18 protein-coding genes are annotated in these 20,087 nt (G+C 65.1%); 4 read left to right on the top strand and 14 right to left on the bottom strand.

Features of this window, described 5'->3' with window-relative positions; translation table 11 throughout:
* Positions 1 to 15: 15 nt before the first annotated feature.
* From FND50_RS26655 to FND50_RS26635, 5 genes are all read right to left on the bottom strand, one after another.
* Complete coding sequence (locus FND50_RS26655; RefSeq protein ID WP_144287686.1) at positions 16 to 690, bottom strand: hypothetical protein; 675 nt, start codon at positions 688 to 690, stop codon at positions 16 to 18.
* Complete coding sequence (locus FND50_RS26650) at positions 687 to 2,021, bottom strand: helicase-related protein (protein ID WP_144287685.1); 1,335 nt, start codon at positions 2,019 to 2,021, stop codon at positions 687 to 689. The genes FND50_RS26655 and FND50_RS26650 overlap by 4 nt, the downstream gene beginning before the upstream one ends.
* Positions 2,009 to 3,913 (bottom strand): DEAD/DEAH box helicase family protein, encoded by a 1,905-nt coding sequence (locus tag FND50_RS26645; protein ID WP_144287684.1) that lies wholly within the window; start codon positions 3,911 to 3,913, stop codon positions 2,009 to 2,011. The genes FND50_RS26650 and FND50_RS26645 overlap by 13 nt, the downstream gene beginning before the upstream one ends.
* Positions 3,910 to 5,709: a phospholipase D family protein gene (locus FND50_RS26640; protein WP_144287683.1), complete on the bottom strand. Its 1,800-nt coding sequence runs from the start codon at positions 5,707 to 5,709 to the stop codon at positions 3,910 to 3,912. Before FND50_RS26640 ends, FND50_RS26645 begins: the two co-directional genes overlap by 4 nt.
* A 279-nt stretch (positions 5,710 to 5,988) precedes the next feature.
* Complete coding sequence (locus FND50_RS26635) at positions 5,989 to 6,798, bottom strand: HugZ family protein (RefSeq protein ID WP_144287682.1); 810 nt, start codon at positions 6,796 to 6,798, stop codon at positions 5,989 to 5,991.
* A 139-nt stretch (positions 6,799 to 6,937) separates the two neighbouring features.
* Here FND50_RS26635 and FND50_RS26630 point away from each other — a divergent pair, with 139 nt between their 5' ends.
* From FND50_RS26630 to FND50_RS26620, 3 genes are all read left to right on the top strand, one after another.
* On the top strand, positions 6,938 to 7,405 hold the full coding sequence (locus tag FND50_RS26630) for an NfeD family protein (RefSeq protein WP_144287681.1): 468 nt from the start codon (positions 6,938 to 6,940) through the stop codon (positions 7,403 to 7,405).
* Positions 7,402 to 8,274: a slipin family protein gene (locus FND50_RS26625; protein ID WP_144287680.1), complete on the top strand. Its 873-nt coding sequence runs from the start codon at positions 7,402 to 7,404 to the stop codon at positions 8,272 to 8,274. The genes FND50_RS26630 and FND50_RS26625 overlap by 4 nt, the downstream gene beginning before the upstream one ends.
* Positions 8,275 to 8,411: 137 nt before the next feature.
* Positions 8,412 to 9,341: a phosphodiesterase gene (locus FND50_RS26620; protein WP_144287679.1), complete on the top strand. Its 930-nt coding sequence runs from the start codon at positions 8,412 to 8,414 to the stop codon at positions 9,339 to 9,341.
* Here FND50_RS26620 and FND50_RS26615 read toward each other — a convergent pair whose 3' ends face one another.
* A complete protein-coding gene (locus tag FND50_RS26615; protein WP_144287678.1) occupies positions 9,342 to 9,695 on the bottom strand; it encodes a helix-turn-helix domain-containing protein in 354 nt (117 codons plus the stop codon).
* 56 nt (positions 9,696 to 9,751) lie between these two features.
* Between FND50_RS26615 and ppk2 the strand changes: the two genes are divergently transcribed.
* Positions 9,752 to 10,696 (top strand): polyphosphate kinase 2, encoded by a 945-nt coding sequence (gene ppk2, locus FND50_RS26610; RefSeq protein WP_144287677.1) that lies wholly within the window; start codon positions 9,752 to 9,754, stop codon positions 10,694 to 10,696.
* Here the strand turns inward: ppk2 and FND50_RS26605 are convergent, their stop codons facing one another.
* The 8 genes from FND50_RS26605 to FND50_RS26575 all read right to left on the bottom strand — a co-directional run bounded on the left by FND50_RS26605 (position 10,697) and on the right by FND50_RS26575 (position 20,048).
* Positions 10,697 to 12,193 carry a stealth family protein gene (locus FND50_RS26605; RefSeq protein ID WP_186301350.1) on the bottom strand — a complete coding sequence of 499 codons (1,497 nt, stop codon included), beginning with the start codon at positions 12,191 to 12,193 and terminating at the stop codon, positions 10,697 to 10,699.
* A 167-nt stretch (positions 12,194 to 12,360) separates the two neighbouring features.
* Entirely contained in the window at positions 12,361 to 12,792 is a 432-nt protein-coding gene (locus FND50_RS26600) for a hypothetical protein (protein WP_144287676.1), read from the bottom strand.
* 44 nt (positions 12,793 to 12,836) lie between these two features.
* Entirely contained in the window at positions 12,837 to 13,007 is a 171-nt protein-coding gene (locus FND50_RS36345) for a hypothetical protein (RefSeq protein ID WP_186301155.1), read from the bottom strand.
* Between the two features lie 42 nt (positions 13,008 to 13,049).
* Positions 13,050 to 13,472 carry a thioesterase family protein gene (locus FND50_RS26595; RefSeq protein ID WP_144287675.1) on the bottom strand — a complete coding sequence of 141 codons (423 nt, stop codon included), beginning with the start codon at positions 13,470 to 13,472 and terminating at the stop codon, positions 13,050 to 13,052.
* Between the two features lie 45 nt (positions 13,473 to 13,517).
* The gene (locus tag FND50_RS26590) at positions 13,518 to 14,669 is read right to left on the bottom strand and encodes a DUF3322 domain-containing protein (RefSeq protein ID WP_144287674.1); all 1,152 of its coding nucleotides are present in this window, start codon (positions 14,667 to 14,669) and stop codon (positions 13,518 to 13,520) included.
* Positions 14,666 to 17,953 carry an ATP-binding protein gene (locus tag FND50_RS26585; RefSeq protein WP_144287673.1) on the bottom strand — a complete coding sequence of 1,096 codons (3,288 nt, stop codon included), beginning with the start codon at positions 17,951 to 17,953 and terminating at the stop codon, positions 14,666 to 14,668. Before FND50_RS26585 ends, FND50_RS26590 begins: the two co-directional genes overlap by 4 nt.
* Positions 17,950 to 18,555, bottom strand: a complete 606-nt coding sequence (locus FND50_RS26580; RefSeq protein ID WP_144287672.1) for a DUF4194 domain-containing protein — start codon at positions 18,553 to 18,555, stop codon at positions 17,950 to 17,952. Before FND50_RS26580 ends, FND50_RS26585 begins: the two co-directional genes overlap by 4 nt.
* Positions 18,552 to 20,048: a DUF3375 domain-containing protein gene (locus FND50_RS26575; RefSeq protein WP_144287671.1), complete on the bottom strand. Its 1,497-nt coding sequence runs from the start codon at positions 20,046 to 20,048 to the stop codon at positions 18,552 to 18,554. Before FND50_RS26575 ends, FND50_RS26580 begins: the two co-directional genes overlap by 4 nt.
* Positions 20,049 to 20,087 lie beyond the last annotated feature (39 nt).

The raw sequence follows: 20,087 nt of genomic DNA, 5'->3' as shown, positions 1-20,087 counted from the left end.
CGCGCCCACTGGAAGCTATTCCATGTGCCACAGAAGCTGATCGAGCGCGAGAACGGGAAGGTCGACCTCCTCGGCTACGGCCTTGACAACGATCATAACTGCGTGGTCGTCAGCGGGGACCGTGAAGCCTAAGCGTTTGAGGCTCTTCTTCACTCTGACATCCACTTTCAGTGCATCGGCACCGGATCTCATCCGCAGGTAAGCGAACAGTGCTGGCCCAATTCCCTTCACACTACCGACGATCGGATCGAGTCGTGGTGCGTGTTCGACGCAGTCAACGCGGGTGGCCCATAACCTGCACGCCGCGTCGTCGTCCTCGGCGAGTCCCTCGGAATCTGCAAACTGCCGGAGGTTCTTCGCAATGGTGCCGATTGTGTCTGCCTCGGTGGCTTGCAGCCCGTAGTACTGATGGTCTAGCGGGTGATCCGCCAACCAAGCCATCGAATGCTCCTGATTCGATGTTTTCCATCTCGTGACTATGTTCTGAACTCTGGTGTCATAACGTCGCTGCCTCGACGCCACAACGTCGACCACCATAGCTCCGCGGCATCCGGCGTAGACGGCTGCGTAGGATTCGGCATCTTGACGGGCCTTAGTGCCGCCTCGTTCGGCCAAGTCGCGCAGTGCCGTGATCGCGTCGGACCAATTGGCATCCGCTTGCAAGATCGGTAGCGCGGCATTGCTGTTCATACCCTTGACCGTACGGTATCGGAATGCGTGCTTCGGTGTTGTGAGCTATATTCGTGCAGATCCCGACTTGGCGGGGACAGGTCGATTCGCAATACTTCGGCGTCTGCTTTCCCCTCGCCCAGGTAACGCACCAGGTCCTCTTGACGCGGCTGGCCGAGTGTGAGTCGATAGGCCGCGACTGTCCGGAGTAACCGCTCATAGCGGAGCGATTCGCGACTCATCGGCATAGCCGGTACGTACCGTTCGATCTTGGCACTGCCTTGAGGTGCGAACACCCAGTCCGGGACGAGGTCGGACTCATCGGGCTGCTTCGCTGCCTGCGCCGCCGTGAAGACTGCTGCCCACGGGTCCTCACAGCCGTGTGCAAATGCCGCCGCACCATATGTCGCAGCGACATTCTTGCGGATCGCATGTCCGCGGTATCGGTGTACGCGCCCTTCGCGCTGCTCCATGTCGACAGGATTGCCCGGCAGATTCCAATGAACTATCGCGTGACTGTACGTGTGGAAATCGAGTCCTTCTTGGCCAACTGAGGTGGAGGCGAGCACGAACGGCCAGAAAGGGGAGTTATAGGCCGACAGAACGTCAACCGCTCGCTCGCGCGACTGTTCAGTCTCGGTGCCCCGTTGCCCCATTCGCATCGCGAAGTGATGGCGGATCGAGTGTGAGGGATCGAGAATCACATCCTCGCCCTCGGTCCGGAACACATCGACTTGGGCGCTACCTGCTCGCACTCTGAGCGCTGTTGCGAGCTTCTCGGTGAGGGGGCTCAGGTCGCAGTCGTTGTGTGTGCGCTCGATTCCGCCGAGAGCAAAGAACTCGTCGAGAACTGACTGCAGGTTGCCGTTGATACAGTAGTCGAGAACCAACCGCCAATATTGCTCTCCGTCATGGGCAAGTCGTACGGCTGTGACGATTTCAGCTTGGTTGAACAGAGTGCGGAAGGCGTTGGAGGCGTCGTAAGCGGCATCCCACACGGCTTCATCGCCGTGCTCGTGGGATGCGCCGGTGGCTCGACGCAGTGCGCGGTACACACAATTCGCGGGTGAGCCGATTCCGAGTTCGGTGACGACCCTGATGAGGTCTTCGGGGAATCCACCGAGGGATTCGACATCGAGTTCTGTCGGGATGTCGCGTTTGGCGAAGAAGGTGGGAATCTCGACAGGACTTGGTAGTCCGGGATATTGCAGTCCGTCGAGAAGGAGAGGGAGGGCCCAGTACCACGAAGGGTCGCTGCGAGCGCGGGACGATGGGGTGATGTTCTGTTGGTCGATCAACTCGTCGAATTTGCTCTGTACACGAACGGCGGCGAGGTCGATCAGGCTGGACACGTCGTGCCGGCCGTCGCCGAGTTCTTGTGCGAGCGAAAGGGGGTCGCACAGTTCCGCGATGACAGCAGAGGGCTGGAACAGCGCTTCAGGTGCAAGGTTCTCGTGGCTTCTTCGTTGCGAGGTTGTCGGATCGGATTCACGGTGGCACGATCCGGGTACCTACGATCCGGTGCGACAGCTGCGACTCCTCGCCTCTCTACCTCGTAGCTGAGCACGCTCGCGATTGCTTTTGGCGCCACCGTCCATGCAGAGAACACAAGACGCTTGGTGAATGTCTGCAATGCCTCGTCTGCGAACACGCCGTCTGGTGAGTAGTAGGGGAGTGACGGCGGTAGCCACGCAAGTTTCCACGCCCCGCCGTCGACGGTGTCCTCCAGCAGTGCTCGCATCTTCGCGTTGCCGGCATCGAGGGGACGATAGCCATCGAGATCGGACCAATTCAATAGGCCGTGAGCCTGCTTCACGGCCTCACTAACCTTCGCGCGGACGGAAGGATCTGGTGATTCCAGGGCGCGCTTGAATGCTTGCTTGACCTGGTAATTCTCCATGATGTTGAAGAGGTATGGGCTCGAACGCCACAGTTCGAAGATGTCCCGACGACCGCGTTCCCGACCCAATGAATCCGCGATACCCTGAGTGCCGGCGTAAGCAATGAGGTCGGACGATGTCACGTTCACCGGGACCGACACCTCGGTGAGCATTCCGTCGCGATCCGGTGTTGACGCCAGCCGTTCGACTCGCGACATCACGCGCGTAAGTAGGCCCTGGACGCGATCGCGCGCCGCTTTCCCTGCGTCGATGGAGTTCTCGGTCGAAACTGCTGCGGTGCGCATGGTTTCGAGGTCACTCGCAAGACTCTTCAGTTGCACCTCGACCTCGTCGTTCGAATTTTTGTGTCCACCGAGTAGGAACTTCACAGTGGAGAAGAAGTCTTGGTAGTGGTCGGCGCCCTCAGGCTCGTCGGGCAGCGTATACATGCTGAAGGGGGTTGCGGAAAGCATGAGAACCTTGGCCGTGGGCTGTTTGAACAGCGCCTTCGCGAGCTCCGCTTCAGGGTTCTCATCATCGAGGAGCACCTTGAAACGGTGGAATTCGTCGAGGATGATGAGGTCGGGTTCGAGCGCTCGGATGCTCGCGTGGGCAACAAGGTTTCGCATTCGGCCAATGAGTCGATCGCGGTAGCGACGTAGGTCAGGGTCCGGATCACCTCGCAAGTACGCGAACTGTTCGTGCGCAACGCCCCAGATCTCGTCAGCGAGGGACTTGTACTCCGAATCTATCGCGGGAGCGGTTTCGAGATCATCGACGAAAGCCTCCGCTACCTCGCCGGTGATGCTTCCCCTGTTGAAGGCTTTCATCTGCGCGGTAAAGGACTCCCTGCCGGTGCCGCCGCGGAAGAACTTCGGCCAAGCCTTCGACGTCATTTCTTCTTTGCTCCAACCCCGCCGGAGGAGGTGATACAGCAGGACACGCTCGTCCGCTCTACCACCCGTCTCGCCCACCGTGAAAGAAGTCCCGGGGGTGAACGAGATGTAATTGAGTTTGCGGCTCTGGAATTCAGCAATGTTTCTGAGCAGTAGGGTCAGGCGGTCCGCGTGGGGAACATGAGTGCCGCCGGGAATGAGTTTGGCGAGGTTCTGCCGTGCAATCTGCGCGTTCGAGCAGATGTAGACGATGTCGATTCGTTCTTCAATGTCCCAGAGGTGCTCGATTGCTTCGGCGATCACGCCACGACCAACAAGGGTCTTTCCGAGTCCGACCTCGTCGGCAACCAGGAACCTATCGGATGTGTCCTGATCTTTCCATAATCGACGGGCGACATGCGCGACGGTGTCCCGTTGGAATTGCTTCAACGGTGCCAGTGTTCTTTCAAGGTCGGGCTTCTCGGTCACTTGAGAACTCCTCCCGCGACTGCAGAGTGTGCGGCACGGACTGCGTCGAGCAAGCTACGCAGCTCATCGTTGATGAGCGTTCCTCCCGTTGCGGGTTCGTCAAGGTCGCGGATCAGGCTGTCGATGCGTTCCAAGGCGGCTCGATCCCCGACCACTGCTCGCACAAGGGGCTCGAAGAGTGCGGCGTCATCGATATGGCGACTGGCGAGCTGCCCCTGCTCGCCACGCTGGATCTCGATCAGCTCGTCCAGTTCGCCGGGCACTACGCCGCCGAGGAGAAATAGCAAGCACAGAGTAAGAGCACGTTGATTGGAAATATGCTGGCGCAGAATGAACTTGTCCCGTGCAGTCGTATCGCCACATAGCGAGGCTTTGACGACCCCGACGCGCACAATCGAACCGCGCCGCGTCTGGACACTGATAAACGGTGTGATATTTGAGGTGGCGACTCCCGTCCAGGCCACCGCAGAATTCAACGGAACGTATTCATTTCGCAGTGAAATGAGCGTAACCAGGACTTCCCCATCGAAACTGAGAGTGCTGTTCCCAGGAATTCGAAGGACGCATTCGGCAGTGTCATCACCACGCAGGTCGAAATGCAGCTCAGGTCTGGTGGCAGCAAACTCTGCCCGAAAGTCCGCCATGTCCTTCTCGATATGGGCGAGCGCCTCGCACTCAGCGTCTGGTTGTGCAGACGGGATCGTATAGGGCTCCGCAATCTTGGCAAAGCCCGTTGACTCGCGACCGCCGTCCCACAGGACGTTGACGCCGCACTTGGCGACAGGGCCTCGAAGGCCAACAGAGAACTCGACGTTGCCGTGTAGTGCCGCCCCGGTGGCATTGGCAGATCCTGTGATCAGCAGGGCTTCCTTGCCGTGGTCGAAGAGGAATGTCTTCGCATGCAGTCCTGTAGGCACGCCATCGATCTCGGAAGCAGATTCCGACGGTTCATCGTCACCGCCGGGCCGGTCCGCGACATTTTGCAGAACGTAGTTTTCTGAACTGGTGAACGCGGCAGATCCCGTGCGGTCGAAGGTCTCGGCCCGGGAGATTACACGTGTATTCGACCCAATAGTAGAAAATGTTCGAGCTGTCGACACATCGAAGAACGGAGAGATGACTATCGCGCGATCGGCGGACCGGGGCACGGGCAATGATTCGGCGTCCGCGATTAGTCCCAACGGGTACATGGCCAGTGAGGTGAACGGAGCCGGGCACGTGAAGCGGGCTTCTCGTACGGTGCCAGCGATGTCGCGCACCGAGCGAGAGCGCCCGTCGGCCATGGGAGTCACCGCAAGAGCTGGAAGCGCTGTGAGAAAGTCCGCAAGAGGTGTGGGGTCGACGATGTCGAGGGCGGTCTCCTCTTCGTCAAGGACGAGGAGAGTGTCCCATGAAGCATCGAAGGTGAGGTTTCGGCTGGAACACAGAAACCGATGCAGATATACTCCTTTGTCTTCATCGACAAATCGAATCAGCCAAATCTTTGGATGGAATAACCTGCCTTCGGTGGGTGCCTGAACTTCGACGACTGCATCCTCGGCGAACGACATCAGCGAACGAAACTTCCCAGGTGTGCGAAGCGCACCTGCCTGGCAGAACACCGTCATCGAACGCACGTACCGGCGAAGCGAATCCAGTATCGCGATCGGCGCCAAAGATTCGATGTCCGTGGCGTCGTGACTGCGGGCCGCAAGGGCGAGCGGAGCAACGAGTAATGCGGTCAGGTCCAACGAGTAGGTGGTGGTGACCACGGAGTCGACTTCATACCCCGTTGGTGGCTGGAGGGCATCGGTCAAGAGCACCCGTGTATCAGGGCTGAGCATCAGTTCTCACATCCGTCGATGATGTCGCGCAGGATTCGAACGGCGACTGGCCAGTTGGCTGTGCGACCGGAGGCTGCCTCGAGGCATATCGCGCGTGCCGCGACGGTCTGGTCAGTGGAGATGGTTGCGCCTATTGGGGATTCTAGGGACCGACCACACACATTTTCGGTCCGCGAGAGCGGCGAGCACGAAGCTCGCCGCTCTCATCCGGGCTGGTCGGTCGGGGAGGGAGTCGCCCCAGGCGTCACGTGCTCACCGACCGGTGAGCGCCCGGGCCTGTTGTGTCAAAGCGACTGTCGCCGCGCGCAACTCGTCGACGGAGTCGAGTGGCTCTGCGTATCCGACGCGGGTCACGGCCACGCCGCGGGGGGTGGTGACGCGCAGGTCCAGTCCGTAGCGGTCGGCGCCCTCGCAGGTGACCGTCTTCGCATCGGGGAAACCACCGAGCGCCTGGGCCATCGCGCGCAGGGCGTCCGCGTGGTCGGCGTTGAGGTGCTCGATCGCCGGGCCGGCATGCGGGGTGACGGGGTCTGCTGTCGCGGCGGCGTAGTCCTCTTCGCTCGCCGAGTCCATTCGCCCGTAGCCGCCGACCCAGCGCACGCGCTGCACGCGCAGTACCCAGAGCGAGAAGTCGCTGAAGTCGATGTAGACGTGCGCCGCGGGGACAGCCGCCAGGTGCGCCTCGCGCGCGGCGGTGAGTTCGTCGCCTTCCGGGCGATAGACGTACCCGGCGAGGGTGATGCGGATGCTGGCCAGCGGATCGGCAGGCGGGTTCGGTGCGACGATCGCGATGCTGGCGCGGGGATCGTGCGCGAGGTTGCGGCCGTGCTCCGCCATCTGCGACACACACAGCACGGGGGAGCCGTCGAGCAGGCCGTAGGTGACGAACGACGCCCATGGGTCGCCGTCCCTGGTCAGGCTCGCGAGGGTGCCTACGTTCGTCGTGGCCGCGACCGTCCGGGCCTCCTCGGCAGCGGACGGGCGGGCCGGGTTGGCGACCTCCTCCAGCGGCGGCGGCACGGTCGGGGCGTCACCGGGATCTCCGTGATCTAGGTTCGTCATTCGTTGAACGGTACCCCGCCGGAAATTGCCGGTGGCATTGCCGTCGACCTGCGCTTACCGTTGAACTGAGGGCTCGATCGCGAAGAGGCTATGCGAGTGCGACCGGGTCCTCGTGAAGCGTGATCGTGGGTGATGCGAGATGACCGCGTTGGGCGTGCTGGCGCTGGTGCTGGGTGTGCTGTTGATCGTCGTGGAGGCGCACGCACCGACAGCGGGTGTGCTCGGCGGGCTCGGGGCACTGTTCGTCGGCGCCGGGGTGTGGCTGCTGTTCACGTCCAGCGACACCGCGCAGATGATCGCCATCCCGGCAGCCGCGGGAGTCGCGGTGGTCGGGGTGGGTCTCGCGGTGGTGGGCGGCCGGAAGGCGCTCGCCGCCGGGCACGCGCCCGTGCGCACCGGCATGCAATCCCTCATCGGATCCGATGCCACCGTCCGCAACTGGAAGGGACGGCAAGGTCAGGTCGAGGCCGCCGGCAGCCTGTGGAAGGCGCAAACACTGTTCGGGGACGACGAGGCACCGACCGCCGGCGACTCCGTCATCGTCGAGCAGATCCGCGGACTCACCCTCACCGTGCGCCGCCGCGAACCATGGGAGCTCCAACTATGACCACCATCATCGTCATCCTGTGCGTCGTCATCACCCTCCTCGCCGTCCTCGCGAGCAGCTCGATCCGGGTGTTGCGCGAGTACGAGCGGGCCGTCGTGTTCCGGCTGGGCCGGCTGGTCGACCTGAAGGGCCCGGGACTGGTGCTGCTGATCCCGGCGATCGACCGGATGGAGCGGGTCAGCCTGCGGACGGTGACCCTCAAGATCCCCGTTCAGGAAGTGATCACCCACGACAACGTGCCTGCCAAGGTCACCGCCGTCGCCTACTTCCGGGTGGTCGACGCCGACCGCGCGATCGTCGAGGTCGAGGACTTCCTGGCCGCCACCCTGCAGATCGCCCAGACCACCCTGCGTTCGATCCTCGGCAAGGCCGACCTCGACGCCCTGCTGGGCGAGCGGGAACGCCTCAACGAGGACCTGCAGAAGGTCATCGACCAGCAGACCGAGCCGTGGGGTGTGAAGGTCACCACCGTCGAGATCAAGGACGTCGAGATCCCCGCCAACATGCAGCGGGCCATCGCCCGGCAGGCCGAGGCGGAACGCGAGCGCCGCGCCAAGATCATCAACGCCGAAGCCGAGTTCCAGGCCTCCGCGAAACTCGTCGAGGCCGCCGACGTCATCAGCCGCAACCCGACGACGCTGCAGCTGCGCTACCTGCAGACCCTCAGCGCCATGGGCGGCGAGAACAACTCCACCGTCGTCTTCCCGATGCCCCTCGACCTGGTCCGCCCGTTCCTCACCGCGGCCAAGGACGCGGCAGCGGCGGACGACGGCGACGAGCGCGCCCGGTTCGAGGCGCAGGCCAACCTCGCCGCGATGATCCCGCCCGCCGGCCCGGAGGCGCGCACACCGCACCACGCACGAAACTGACGTCGTGCCCCACCGTTCACCCTCCGGCCACCGCGCGTGCCCCGGGAGGTGACCGGAGTGCGCTTGGCTAGGGTGGACACACAGTGGCGTCCACCCGGGCACCTGCCCCCGTCGGGGCGAGCGGAAGCGAGAGACCGATGAGCGGCACCGAGGCAGCCGACATACGGACGGCCGAGTATCCGCGACCGTCACATTTCGTGCTGCACCTCAGCGACACCCACCTCGTCGACGACGACCTGCTGTACGGGGCCGTCGACAGCGAGGCCACCCTGCGGCAGATCTTCACCGAGATCGAGTCGTCGCACGCCCGCCCGGACGCCCTGGTGTTCACCGGCGACCTCACCGACCGCGGTCAGCCGGGCGCCTACGAGAAGCTGCGGGCGATCGTCGAACCGGTCGCCGCGTCGCTCGGTGCGCAGGTGATCTGGGCGATGGGCAACCACGACGATCGCGGCCATTTCCGGACGGAACTGCTCGGGCAGGAACCGTCCTACGAGCCGATTGATCACGTCTACGACGTCGACGGACTGCGCATCGTCACCCTCGACACGACCGTGCCCGGACATCACCACGGCGAGATCTCTGAGAGCCAATTGATCTGGCTGGCACAGCAACTCACGGTTCCGGCGCCGCACGGGACCATCCTGGCACTGCATCACCCGCCGGTGCCGTGCGTCCTTGACCTGGCGGTGCTGGTGGAACTGCGTGATCAGCCGCGCCTCGCCGACGTGCTCCGCGGCAGCGACGTCCGGTCGATCCTCGCGGGACATCTGCACTACTCGACAACGGCGACGTTCGCGGGCATCCCCGTCTCCGTCGCGTCGGCCACCTGCTACACCCAGGACCTCAACGTCCCGGCCGGGGCGCTGCGCGGACGCGACGGCGCCCAGGGCTACAACCTCGTACACGTGTACCCGGAGACGATCGTGCATTCGGTGGTCCCGATGGGCAGCTACGACACCGTCGGCGAATACGTCACCGCCGACGAAACCGAGCAGCGGCTCGCAGCCGAGGGCGTGCGGATCCCGGACGCCGGTGAACAGGCCGTCACGCGGGTGCGGGTGTAGTCAGCTCCTGCGCGGGAACTTCTCCCGGTACGCCATGACGTCGGAGAGTCGGAACCGGCGGTGGGTGCCGCGCATCTCGATGGGCAGGGCGCCGGAGTCGGCGAGCCGGCGCACGTAGGTGTCGGAGACGCCGAGGATCTCCGCGGCCCGCGACGTGGTGAGCAGGTCCGCGACCGCACCGAGCGCCACACTCTGCCCGTCGGCGAGCAGGGTGAGCAGTTCGAGCACCGCGTCGCGCGCGGGGTCGGGCAGAACCGTTCCGTCGAGGGTGACGATCGGCGACCCGTCGAGGGCGGCCCCGAGCTCGGCCGCGACCGTCGGGTCGAGCGCGGAAACGATGTGGTCGATGCTCATGGGTCCACGATCTCATGAGCCCGGACGGCGAGGCCTCGCGGCGGTAGTCTTGCTGTGTGGACGAATTGCACGATCCCGACGCCTTCGAACTCGCGCGTGCCGGTCAGATCGACGTGACAGCCGAGATAGACGAGATCGGGGAGTTGCTGCGCAAGTCCGGCCGCAAACACGCCATCGACGAGACCGACGAGCCGTGGCGGCACGGGTACCCGTACGACGAGAAGATGACCCGGCGGCAGTACGAGAACCGCAAACGCAAACTGCAGATCGAGCTGCTCAAGTTCCAGGCGTGGGTGAAGGAGAACGGCGAGAAGGTCGTCGTCATCTTCGAGGGCCGGGACGCGGCCGGCAAGGGTGGCGCGATCAAGCGGTTCACCGAACACCTCAACCCTCGTGGCGCGCGGGTGGTGGCGCTGGAGAAGCCCACCGAACGCGAACGCACCCAGTGGTACTTCCAGCGGTACGTCCAGCACCTGCCCGCGGGCGGGGAGATCGTGATGATGGACCGCTCCTGGTACAACCGGGCCGGCGTCGAACGCGTCATGGGCTACTGCACCCCCAACGAGTACCTGGAGTTCACCCGGTCTGCGCCGGAGTTCGAGCGGATGCTCGTGCAGTCGGGCATCCACATCGTCAAGTTCTGGTTCTCGGTGGGCCGCGAGGAGCAGCACGCCCGGTTCGTCGCCCGCAGCACCGACCCCGTCAAGCAGTGGAAGCTGTCGCCCACCGACCTCGCGAGCCTCGACAAGTGGGACGCCTACACCGAGGCCAAAGACGCGATGCTCTTCTACACCGACACCCCGCAGGCGCCGTGGACGGTCGTGAAATCGAACGACAAGAAGCGCGCCCGGATCGAGGCGATCCGGTGGGTGCTCCACAAATTCGATTACACCGGAAAGGACCTACGGGTGGTCGGCACCCCCGACCCGCTCCTCATCGGCTCTCCCGCAACGGTCTACGACGAGGGCGAGCGCCCGGAAGACGCGTTTCCCGCCGTCTGATCAGACGCCGGTCTCCCACGGCGCCGGGATCGGGAAGTAGTTCTCCAGGAACTGCGTCACCTTCCTGGTCCGCAACTCCAGGTCGATCTCGGGCGCGCTGCCGTCGTTGAGACAGAAGAAGTCCATCGACCGCTTCGCAAGCAACGAGTCCATGTCGCGGAGCCCCGACTTCATCGTCGTGTCGACGTACTTCACCCGCGCCGACGTCTGCACCACCGCGCGGCCACTCATCAACGCGTAGTAGTGATACAGCGAGTTCGTCACCGAAATGTTCGAGCTGGCGCGGAAAGTGCTTGCGGCCGTAGCGGCGAACTCGTCGGGGAACTCCTTCTCCATCTCCTCCATGACGCTCTTGCGGAGCGGGGTGGCGGCGTGTTCGAGGTGCCGGGTGGTCATCAGACCGAACCGGTCCTGCAGCAGCCGGCGATTCACGCGGGCCGCGTTCTCGAAGCCGCTGCGCTCGTCGTCGTTGTGGCCCAACCCGATTCGGGTGCTCGCCTCGATGAACATCGTGATCCCACCGGGGGAGAAGAACATCTGCGGACCCACCGAGCGGCCGAAGAACATGTCGTCGTTGGAATACAGGAAATGCTCGGCGAGACCGGGGATGTGGTGCAGCTGGCTCTCGACGGCCTGCGAGTTGTGGGTGGGCAGCACCGACGGGTCGGCGAAGAACTCCTCGCTCGGCACGAACGTCACCCGCGGGTCGTCGGCGAGCCACGCCGGACGGTCGGAGTCGGTGGCGACGAAGATGCGGCGGATCCACGGCGCGTACATGTGCACCGAGCGCAGCGCGTACTTCAGCTCGTCGATCTGCCGGAACCGGGCGGCGGAATCGTCACCCTCGCCGACCACGTAGCTCTGCATCCGCTTGGCGCGCTGCGCCTGGAACTCCGCCGACGAGCCGTCCACCCAGGAGAACACCAGGTCGACGTCGAAATTGATGTCCGACGCATGGTCGGCGAACATGTTCTCGATGGTGGGCCACACCCGTCCGAACCGCTCGACGGTGCCGCGGACGGCCTCCTCCGAGCGCACCACCCGCCGGGTCAGGGAGTTCTCCATCGGCAGCACGATCTCGTCGTCGCTGATCGACCACAACTCGATCTGCACCCCCGTCGAGGCCCCGTAACTCAGCCCGCTCGCCAGGTGCACGCGCGGACGGAACAGCCGGAAGATGCGGGCCTTCGACGTCGCGGACAGGCTGCCGTCGGAGACCAGGACCGCGGGGCCCTTCGCGTCGACGGTCTTGGAGTAGAACGGACGGTCCTCACACGCGGCGACCAGGGCCGCCCGCAACGCCTTCCGCTGCGCCCAGTTGACCGCGATGACCGGGCGTTCGTCGTTGCCCCGCACCAGCAGATACTCGATCCCGGCGCCGTCGAGGACGTCGCGGACGAACAGCAGGTCCTCGACCATCGCCTCGTGCGGCGTGGTGTGCGTGATCGGCAGCGCGAAGCGGCCCTTGAACCGGACCACGTCGGCGCGGTCGCGCAGTCTCGACGCCGCGGCGGCGGAGGCATGGGCGACGGCGTCCGCGGTCTCCTGCTCCGGGGGTACGAAGTAGACGTCATGCGGAGCGGAGGATTGCGTAATGTCGGGCCTTTCGGTGGCTGTCGCGAGTGCGATCAGTGCCAGTGTAGGCCCCCGTTTCGGGGGCTCGGTCAGTCCAGGACGGTGAAGAACGAGTCGCCGTCCTCCGCGGACCCGTCGATCTGCCCCCGGTCGGTGCGCGAGTCCTGCACGATGACGCCCTCGACCACGTCGGCGTGCTTGTTTCCGAACACCGGAATGTCGATCTCCTCGTCGTCGATGACACGGTCGACGTCCTCGGTCAGCTGGTCGTCGGGGAGATCCGCCAACGACACCTCGCTCTGCTCCTCGAGCATCACGTCGGGCTCTTCCTCGGACAACTTCTCGTCCAGGGACTCACCCTCCCGCTCCTCGCGCGCCGTGGTGCCGAACTTGTCGGCCTCACTCCACCCGTCGGGCGGATCGACGACGTCGTCGCCGTCGTTGTTGCGCACGTCGTCGGAGTCCAGGCTCTCGCTGGGGCTCAGCGTGTCACCGGGCCCGTCTTCGATACTCATAAGCATCAAATGCCCAGATCACGCGTTGTTGAAACTTCGATCGATCGAGGTCAGGCGGGGCTCGTCGGGTCGGATCCCAGATCTGCGCGCGTGAAGCCGTACCGCTCGATCGCCGCATCGAGATCGGTGCGAACGCCGGTGTCGGTGGCTGCACGAGCGAGTACCAAAGCGAGGTCGCGCAGGTCTCGTTCCAGAGCCTGGAGGTCGGTCAAGCTCGTCATAGAAAAACAATACAGATTTCTACGTACGGCCGAGCCGGCAGGTCAGAGCGTCTGATCAGCCAGTTCACTCCGCAACGCCTCGAGCGCCGCGATCTGCGCCGGCGACCACGGCGCCGAGTTCACCCGGCTCGAATCGAGGTGCACGAGCACGACGGTCAGCTCCGCGGCCGGCACGCCGTCCTGGTGGAGGGTGATCAGGAAGGTCAGCGAGGTGGCGCCGATCCGGTCCAGGGTGACGACGACGTCCGCGTCGCCGGTGAACAGTTCGCGTCCGAAGTTGCTGACGACGTTCACCACCGCGGTCTGCGTGACCGGGTCGAGCAGGTCGCCGCACGCCTCGACGAGCGCCCGCTTCCACGCCGCGCCCGCCGCCTCGTGCACGCAGTAGAACGGCACATGGCGGCTCACGGACGCGGGCGCGTCCGGCCCGGCGTTGTTCCGCAGCGCAATCGTGTAACGAGGCATGACTCGGACATTACCCAGGGGCAACGGTCACCACGCGCCCGGGGACTACTGACCCGGACCGACTGCAGCGAGGAGTCTCTCCAGGGCGTACGGCCAGGGTATGCGTTCCTGCTCCAGGCGGAGGTCGCCCTCGCGCAGGGACTGCAGGGCGGCGGCTTCGGACACGGTGAGATGGGATACCTCGTTGAAGGTGGGCTTGTGCTCGCGGACCGCGAGGGGCCGCCACCGATCCAGGGTGTCCGTGTCCATCAACAGACTCCGCACGTGCGGAAGATGTCGGCGCAGACGGTCGAGGATGGCGAAACCGTGACTGTCGAGGTCGCCCCAATACCAGACCTCCGAGTCGACGACCCACGGGATTCCGGCCAACTCGTGAACCGTGTACCCGCCACCGTGTAGCGCCACCGTCTCCGCCAGCCGAGGTAGCGCATACAGACCCTCTTTGTTCTCGAGAATCAGGGTGCGCGCCGGGGCCAGCGGCAACGCGGTGAGTTCCTCCAACGAGGTTGCGAAGCGCCTCGGAGTTCCGCCCATGAGCTCGGGATCGCACAGTGCGACTTCGCGCAGGTTGGGCAGGCTCCGGATGCCGAGTTCCCGGCTGCCGCGAACGCCCTCGAGCAGCGTCTCCACCATTCCGCGATGACGCGAGAGCCATTTCGTGTCGACGCCCGGAACGGGGAGCTGACGAATGAAATACCCGGAGTTCGGATGGTCGCTCAGCCACCGCGCGATGGTCGTCAGCCTGACGAAGTCGTCGTCGTCCAGGTCGAGCCATTTCGCCGCGGTCGCGGCAACCGCCGCCGACAACGCCGGGGTGCCGGGACCCAGGCGGTCGACGAGTGCGTCACGGCGCATCACCAGAGTGTGCCATTCGGTTTCGCGGCCACCCGCGGACGCAATCTGATCAGCCCCGGAAAGTGTCAGCCGTACTGGCACGTCCTGTGTGCCGAAGCTCGGCCACCGGCGTATCGCCCACTCCACGTGGCCGGCGCCGGTGTAGGCGCGCCAGGAGCGGACCCACGCGACGACCGCGTCGGGATCCTCGGCAATCTGGTGCTCGGACGGCGGATGCAGGGCAATCGTCAGCGAATCCTGGTCGGCAAGTGCGGAATCGGCCAGCCAGCGACGTCGGCGACTGCTGTAGGTGGTCAGCGTCTTCGCCGCGGCAGCGGGCGGCAGAACACACCGCACACTCATGTGGTGCCCACGTCGTCGAATTCGATGAGGCTGAGTTCGGTGTGCATCCGGTCGCGGATGCTCACGGTGACAGCGCCGCCGATGTACTCCTCGAGGGTGCCGAGCAACTTGAGTGGGGTCGCGAGCACCATGTGAAAACCGAACTGCGCGAATACGTCCAGGGCTCGGCGTGTGTACGCGGAGTCGGCCCGGTCGAACGCCTCATCCAGGATGACGGTGCCGTACCGGGGAAGGTCTGCGCCGTCGGGGGCGAGCTGATACCGCAACGCCGCTGCCAGGCAGAAGAACACGAGTTTCTGTGCCTGGCCGCCAGACAATCCCGAGCTCGAATCGTGGTAGTTGCGAGCCTCTCCGGCACCGTCGACCTCCACGCCGATGAACCCGACGTGCAGGCGAGTGTCCAGGACCTGGCGCTGCCACCGCTGATCCGCGGGTTCCTTCGACGCCAGGCGCTCCAGCGCAGCCGTCATCCGCTCGAATCTCTCCTCGGCTGCGGGACGCTGCTCGATGTCCCATCCACCACTCGTGATCCGGGTCAGGTCGTCGAGGAAATCGGCCGCCGCCGGCGACCGTCGCTCGCGGACGTCGATGCGCAACCACCGGTCGGTGTCGAACGCGGAACGATGCAGTGAGTCGTTCACCGGATCGATGCGGGAACGGATCTCGGCGGGCGCCTTGCGGATCGTGCGAGCGAGTTCGCCGATATTGCGGTGAGACTGGTCGTGCAGCAACTGGAAGAACCGATCTTCGTACCGGGGAAGACCGTCGGAGCGCAGGCGTTGAAGGATTGTCAGTGCGTCGTCGACATATTCGGCGTGGATCCGCAGCTCACCGCCTCGGGACTCCCATCGCGCCAGATACTGGGAGAGGATTCTGACGATCGACGCGTCGGCGGCGGACACCGCGCTCTGCGCCTCGGCCCTGTCCTTGCCGATGCCTTGGCCGACCTCGAACAGGGCCTTGTCGATGTTGTCCGACGTGACCCGGCGCGCGAATTTCTGGAATCGCGCCCTGATCCGCGCGGCGACAGCATCGGGAGCCGCGTCATCCGCGTCGAGTTCGGCCTGCGCGATTCGCGTCTCGAGTTCCGTCACCGCCGTTCGGTGCACCGTCAACGCAGTATCCGCTTGGCGCCGGGCCGCGTCGGCCTCGTTCTCCGCCTTCTTGGCGAGCTCGAGGGCGACCGACACCGCAGAATGCTCCGGGTTGTCCTGCTGCCATGATTCGAGACGGCTGTCGACAGCGTCGACGGCTGCCTGCGCACCGCTCACATCGACATCCACCCACTGCGCATCGAGGACTGTCTGTGCTGCGCGGTTCTGCACGGCGATCTGCTGGTCCTCACGATCCAGCGCGTCGAGTCGGCTCGTCGCACCTGCGATCGTGACATCGAGATCTGCGATTCGCCGGCGAATGTCCTCGAGTTTGGCTTCGTTGTCGAATCCGAGAATCCACCGCCGGCGATCGTCGATGCGGCTGCGGTCATCCTTCTCGTGTCGCTCCGCGGAGTGCTTGACCTGCCCGGCGCGTGTCACGGCGCGCGCGTGATCCGTGAAGCCGGCGGCGGTGTCGACGCATGCATAGTCGTAGCGGTCGGCGAGATGGTGATGGATCCACGCGGCGAGCGGACCGTCGGCGACCTCCACGCGACGCACCAGCGATAACGCCCCGGTCTTCGGCACCGCCGACGGTGTGACGCCCACCCGCACTCGGCGATACACCAGGCGCGCGCCGAGGTGGGTGGCATCGACGGCCGCGGCAACCGCCGGATACACGTCGTCCGGGACGAGCAGGGTGCGGCCGAGGCCGCCGAGGACTCGCTCGATGGGTCCGGTCCACTCGGAGTATTCGTCCCGCACCGCGATCAACTCGCCGGCGAAGGGCACCGCGTCGTCCGGAACACCTGCGGCGGAACAGATCGACTCGCGCGCGCGGAGCAGAGTCGGATCGATGTTGGAACGTCTACGGGCGACGACCTCGCGATCGGCGATCAACGCCGCGCGCCCCTTCTGCGCGGTGCCGCGCTGTTCGGCGATCGCGTAGCGGGCGCCGTGCCGTTCCTCGTGGGCGGTGGTGGCCTGACGCGCCTGATCCTCGAGTTGTCCCCGCAGTCGCGCGAACTCCTCGGAGGTCTCCGGAACGGTTCCCTCCCAGGCCGACACCGCCTCGGCGATCTGCTGGCGCCTGATTCGGACGCGCGCCAGCGTCTTCAGTTCGGCGTCTCGCTGCGCGTGGAGGGTGGCCAGTCTGCCGCCCCCGATGCCCTCGAGTTTCATGGTCAGATCGAGGGTCTCCTGCCGTGCACGCTCGGCTGCGGCGGTGGCTTCGCTCGCACCCGCCTCCAGCAGAGGCGTCAGGGCATGGCGTTCGGTGCGTTCACCGCGCAGGAGCGACAAGGTCATCTCCGCGTGGACCGCTCCGAGGTGCGCGTTCTCCTCGTCCGTGTCGCGCAGGGACCGAAGCCCGCGTTGCCGGGTGTCGGCAAGGTCGACGAGAGGTGCGAGCATCTCCACCTGACGCCGCGCGTCGACAACGACGCGGTGCGCCTCCTGCAGGTCGTGGAACTGGTTGACCGCGCGTTCGGCCATCGTGAAGGTGTTCGGAGTGTCGAGCATGTAGTCGCGGAACAACTGGTCGAGGCTGCCGAGGCTTTTCGCCGACAAGGTGCGGTGCAGCAGGCGCTGAGCGCCCTCCGACGAGATGCCGAGGCGGGAGCGGAAACTGCGGGCAAACGGCCCGTACGCCGGGCTGACCGTCGACTCCGGCCACCGCCTCCTGATGGCCCTCGTGTCGATGCCCCGTGTCGTGAACGACGCGAAGTCGGTCAGGTCGAGTTCGTGTTCGAGAATCAGATGGAGGTGGGTGACGTCCGCTGCGGCGTTCTGCCCCCGCCCCAGATGCATGAGTTTGACGAGGGTGATCGGCGGATCGTCGGTGTCGGCGCGGTAGGTGAGGGCGACGCCGCTCCACGTCGCGCCGGTGCGCAGGTACGAGGCGACCAGACCGTCGGTGTCGGCGCCCGCCTCGCGTCGCCACGCGCCCCGGATGTACGTGACGAAGTTGCGTCCCGAGTTCGTGGCCTCCTGCGCGGCCGCATTGAATCGCAGCTGATTGCCCGGGACGAGGACAGCCGAGATGGCGTCGATGAGCGTGGACTTGCCGGAGCCGGAATTACCGGTGATCAGGAAACCCTTGCGGGCCACGGAAAGATCGTGGTGGCCGTGCAACGTCCCCCAGTTGACGACCTGCACGCGCGCGAGGCGACGCTGACCGGGATGGATCACGGTGTGCCCTCCTCGAGAATCCGCCGGAACTCCACTTCGACGAGAGCGACCTGTTCGGCGTCGAACAGCTGCCGCAACACGGGGGAGACCTCCATCCGGTCGTCGGTCGACGTCTTGGTGAGCAGCGAGTACTTGTCGAGCTTCTTCCACGACGCGTTGACCCGCTTCGCGTAACCGGCCGGGTCGGTGTCGCCGGCCAGGCGATACATCTCGAGCTGTTCGCGCAGTTCGTCGAGGTCGACCATCACCCGTTCGCCGGGTTGCGCGCGCAGCAGACGCTGGCGCAAGGCGAGCAGCATGACCGTGTCCATGAATGTCAGACGCTCGGTACGCAGCACCGTAGGAGTATTGGCATTGCCGGTCTCGGCGGGGCGTGTGAACGCCAGCTCGTTCTCGTCGTCGATGACGAGATCGAGGAAGACGTCGGCGAGTCGGGACCGGAGGAGGCGCTCGTCCCGGATCACCGCGCGCCACACTTCGGGGTGCTTGGCCGCGGTGACGAGCGGACCCTTGAGTAGCTGCACCAACGCGCGCCGCGTCTCGAGGTCCAGTTCGCCGGTGTCTCCGGGGTAATGGCCGCCGGCCATCGGCTCGTCGTTCATGCCGAACTCCCCGTGGGCGCGAACGCCGGACGAGCGGTGAACTCGTCGGCGGCCGGATCGAACAGGCGACGACGAATTGTCGCTCGACGTGATACTCCGGCTCCCGAGATCCAGTGGATGTCTTCGGTGCCGTCGATCGCGTGCCCATGCTGGGTGGCAAGGACCATCAGTCCCACAGCGCTGGCGAGTCCTTGGGTGGCAGGGTGCTCGCGCAGGACGTCACCGATCGTGGCGCGACCGTGCGCGCGCAGCGTCGCCGCGACGTTGTCGGACAGTTCGTCCATATCGATCTCGGATTCTCGGACGAGCTTTCGAAGTTCGTCGAGATCGACGGTACCGGCGTCGTGGGTCAGCACCGGTTCGGTGACGAGGTTGTCGGCGGGGTTGTGCAGGCGAAGAGCTGCGACCGATTCGATGCTCATACCCACGCGCACCAGTTCGAGGTCGAGCAGGTCGTAGGGACGACGACGTGCGGCCACGGCGACAGCACTCTGCTGCACGCTCCGCAGCAATCGCTGCAGCCGGCGGTGCTCCTCGTAGTGACGCGACTGGACGAAGTGACGCAACGACCGTGACAGCGATGTCATCGTCGAATGCACCTCGGAACCAGCGGTTTCCATCTCGGTCAGCAACGCCCGGAACCGTCGTTTCTGATCGTTGGTCAACAGGGAGGCGAACGGCCGCTGCAGCACCGCATCGATCCACTCGTCGATCTGAGACGACCGCGCCGGATCGAGAATCATGTCGTAGAAGGCAGTGAAGCTGCGGCCGGCATCGGAATCGCCGATCAGGTCGACCCCGCGGAACACATCTCCCAGAGTGTCGCCGCGGTCACCTTCGTCATCGAGGATGCGGGCTCGCAGATCGCGGTTGAGCTCCTCGAGTTCGGCGCGGACCCGGGCGAAGTCGGCGGGTACCTCCGAGGCCAGCGCAAGAATCTCGGCAGAGCGCTCGACAGCGCGTTCGCCGTCGAGGACTGGGAATACTCCCGACTCCACTGCTGCGACCTGCTGATCGATCGACGCCCGTTCGGTCAGCAGCGCGGCGAGACGAGTTTCCGCGCGGGGGTCGGAATCGCGCGCGAGGCTCTGCAACTGGGTGGAGAGCGTGGTCAGGCGAGATTCGGTTGCCGAACTCGCCTGGCTGGTGAAGCCCGCGACGAAGGCCATCGCGGCGAACGCGCCCTCCGTCGGTTCCAGAGTCTCCTCACGGGTACCGGCCGCTGCTCGTCGGAGCAGATAACCGGACCGCACCCACTCGGTGCAATAGGCCTGACCGGTTCGCGGGAAGTCGAGGCCCTCGTCGCGCATGATCTGAAGGTCGGAGTCCAAGCGGGCGAAGAGTTCCGGAGCCGGGAGACGGCGGGTCCCATGCTCGAAGTGACGGCCCAAAAGCGCCAGAATTGCCGGCGCGGAATCGGCACGCAGCAACGTCCAGGCTGCGTGGTCCTGGCGCAGACGAAGAAGCCGATGAACGTCGGCGGTGATGGACATCGGTTTCCTCCCGTTGTCTTCGAGCCGGGCACATCGTGC

This window comes from Rhodococcus sp. WB9 (assembly GCF_007558985.1).
GTDB lineage: Bacteria > Actinomycetota > Actinomycetes > Mycobacteriales > Mycobacteriaceae > Rhodococcus_F > Rhodococcus_F opacus.
Note: the sequence above shows the minus strand (reverse complement) of the source record. Positions and strands in the feature narration are given on the sequence as shown.

What these genes read in the sequence shown, in the direction of transcription:
- FND50_RS26655 (WP_144287686.1), bottom strand. Translation starts at nt 690, where the DNA reads ATGAACAGCAATGCCGCGCTACCGATCTTGCAAGCGGATGCCAATTGG.
- FND50_RS26635 (WP_144287682.1), bottom strand. Translation starts at nt 6,798, where the DNA reads ATGACGAACCTAGATCACGGAGATCCCGGTGACGCCCCGACCGTGCCG.
- FND50_RS26630 (WP_144287681.1), top strand. Translation starts at nt 6,938, where the DNA reads ATGACCGCGTTGGGCGTGCTGGCGCTGGTGCTGGGTGTGCTGTTGATC.
- FND50_RS26625 (WP_144287680.1), top strand. Translation starts at nt 7,402, where the DNA reads ATGACCACCATCATCGTCATCCTGTGCGTCGTCATCACCCTCCTCGCC.
- FND50_RS26620 (WP_144287679.1), top strand. Translation starts at nt 8,412, where the DNA reads ATGAGCGGCACCGAGGCAGCCGACATACGGACGGCCGAGTATCCGCGA.
- FND50_RS26615 (WP_144287678.1), bottom strand. Translation starts at nt 9,695, where the DNA reads ATGAGCATCGACCACATCGTTTCCGCGCTCGACCCGACGGTCGCGGCC.
- FND50_RS26600 (WP_144287676.1), bottom strand. Translation starts at nt 12,792, where the DNA reads ATGCTTATGAGTATCGAAGACGGGCCCGGTGACACGCTGAGCCCCAGC.
- FND50_RS36345 (WP_186301155.1), bottom strand. Translation starts at nt 13,007, where the DNA reads ATGACGAGCTTGACCGACCTCCAGGCTCTGGAACGAGACCTGCGCGAC.
- FND50_RS26595 (WP_144287675.1), bottom strand. Translation starts at nt 13,472, where the DNA reads ATGCCTCGTTACACGATTGCGCTGCGGAACAACGCCGGGCCGGACGCG.
- FND50_RS26590 (WP_144287674.1), bottom strand. Translation starts at nt 14,669, where the DNA reads ATGAGTGTGCGGTGTGTTCTGCCGCCCGCTGCCGCGGCGAAGACGCTG.
- FND50_RS26580 (WP_144287672.1), bottom strand. Translation starts at nt 18,555, where the DNA reads ATGAACGACGAGCCGATGGCCGGCGGCCATTACCCCGGAGACACCGGC.
- FND50_RS26575 (WP_144287671.1), bottom strand. Translation starts at nt 20,048, where the DNA reads ATGTCCATCACCGCCGACGTTCATCGGCTTCTTCGTCTGCGCCAGGAC.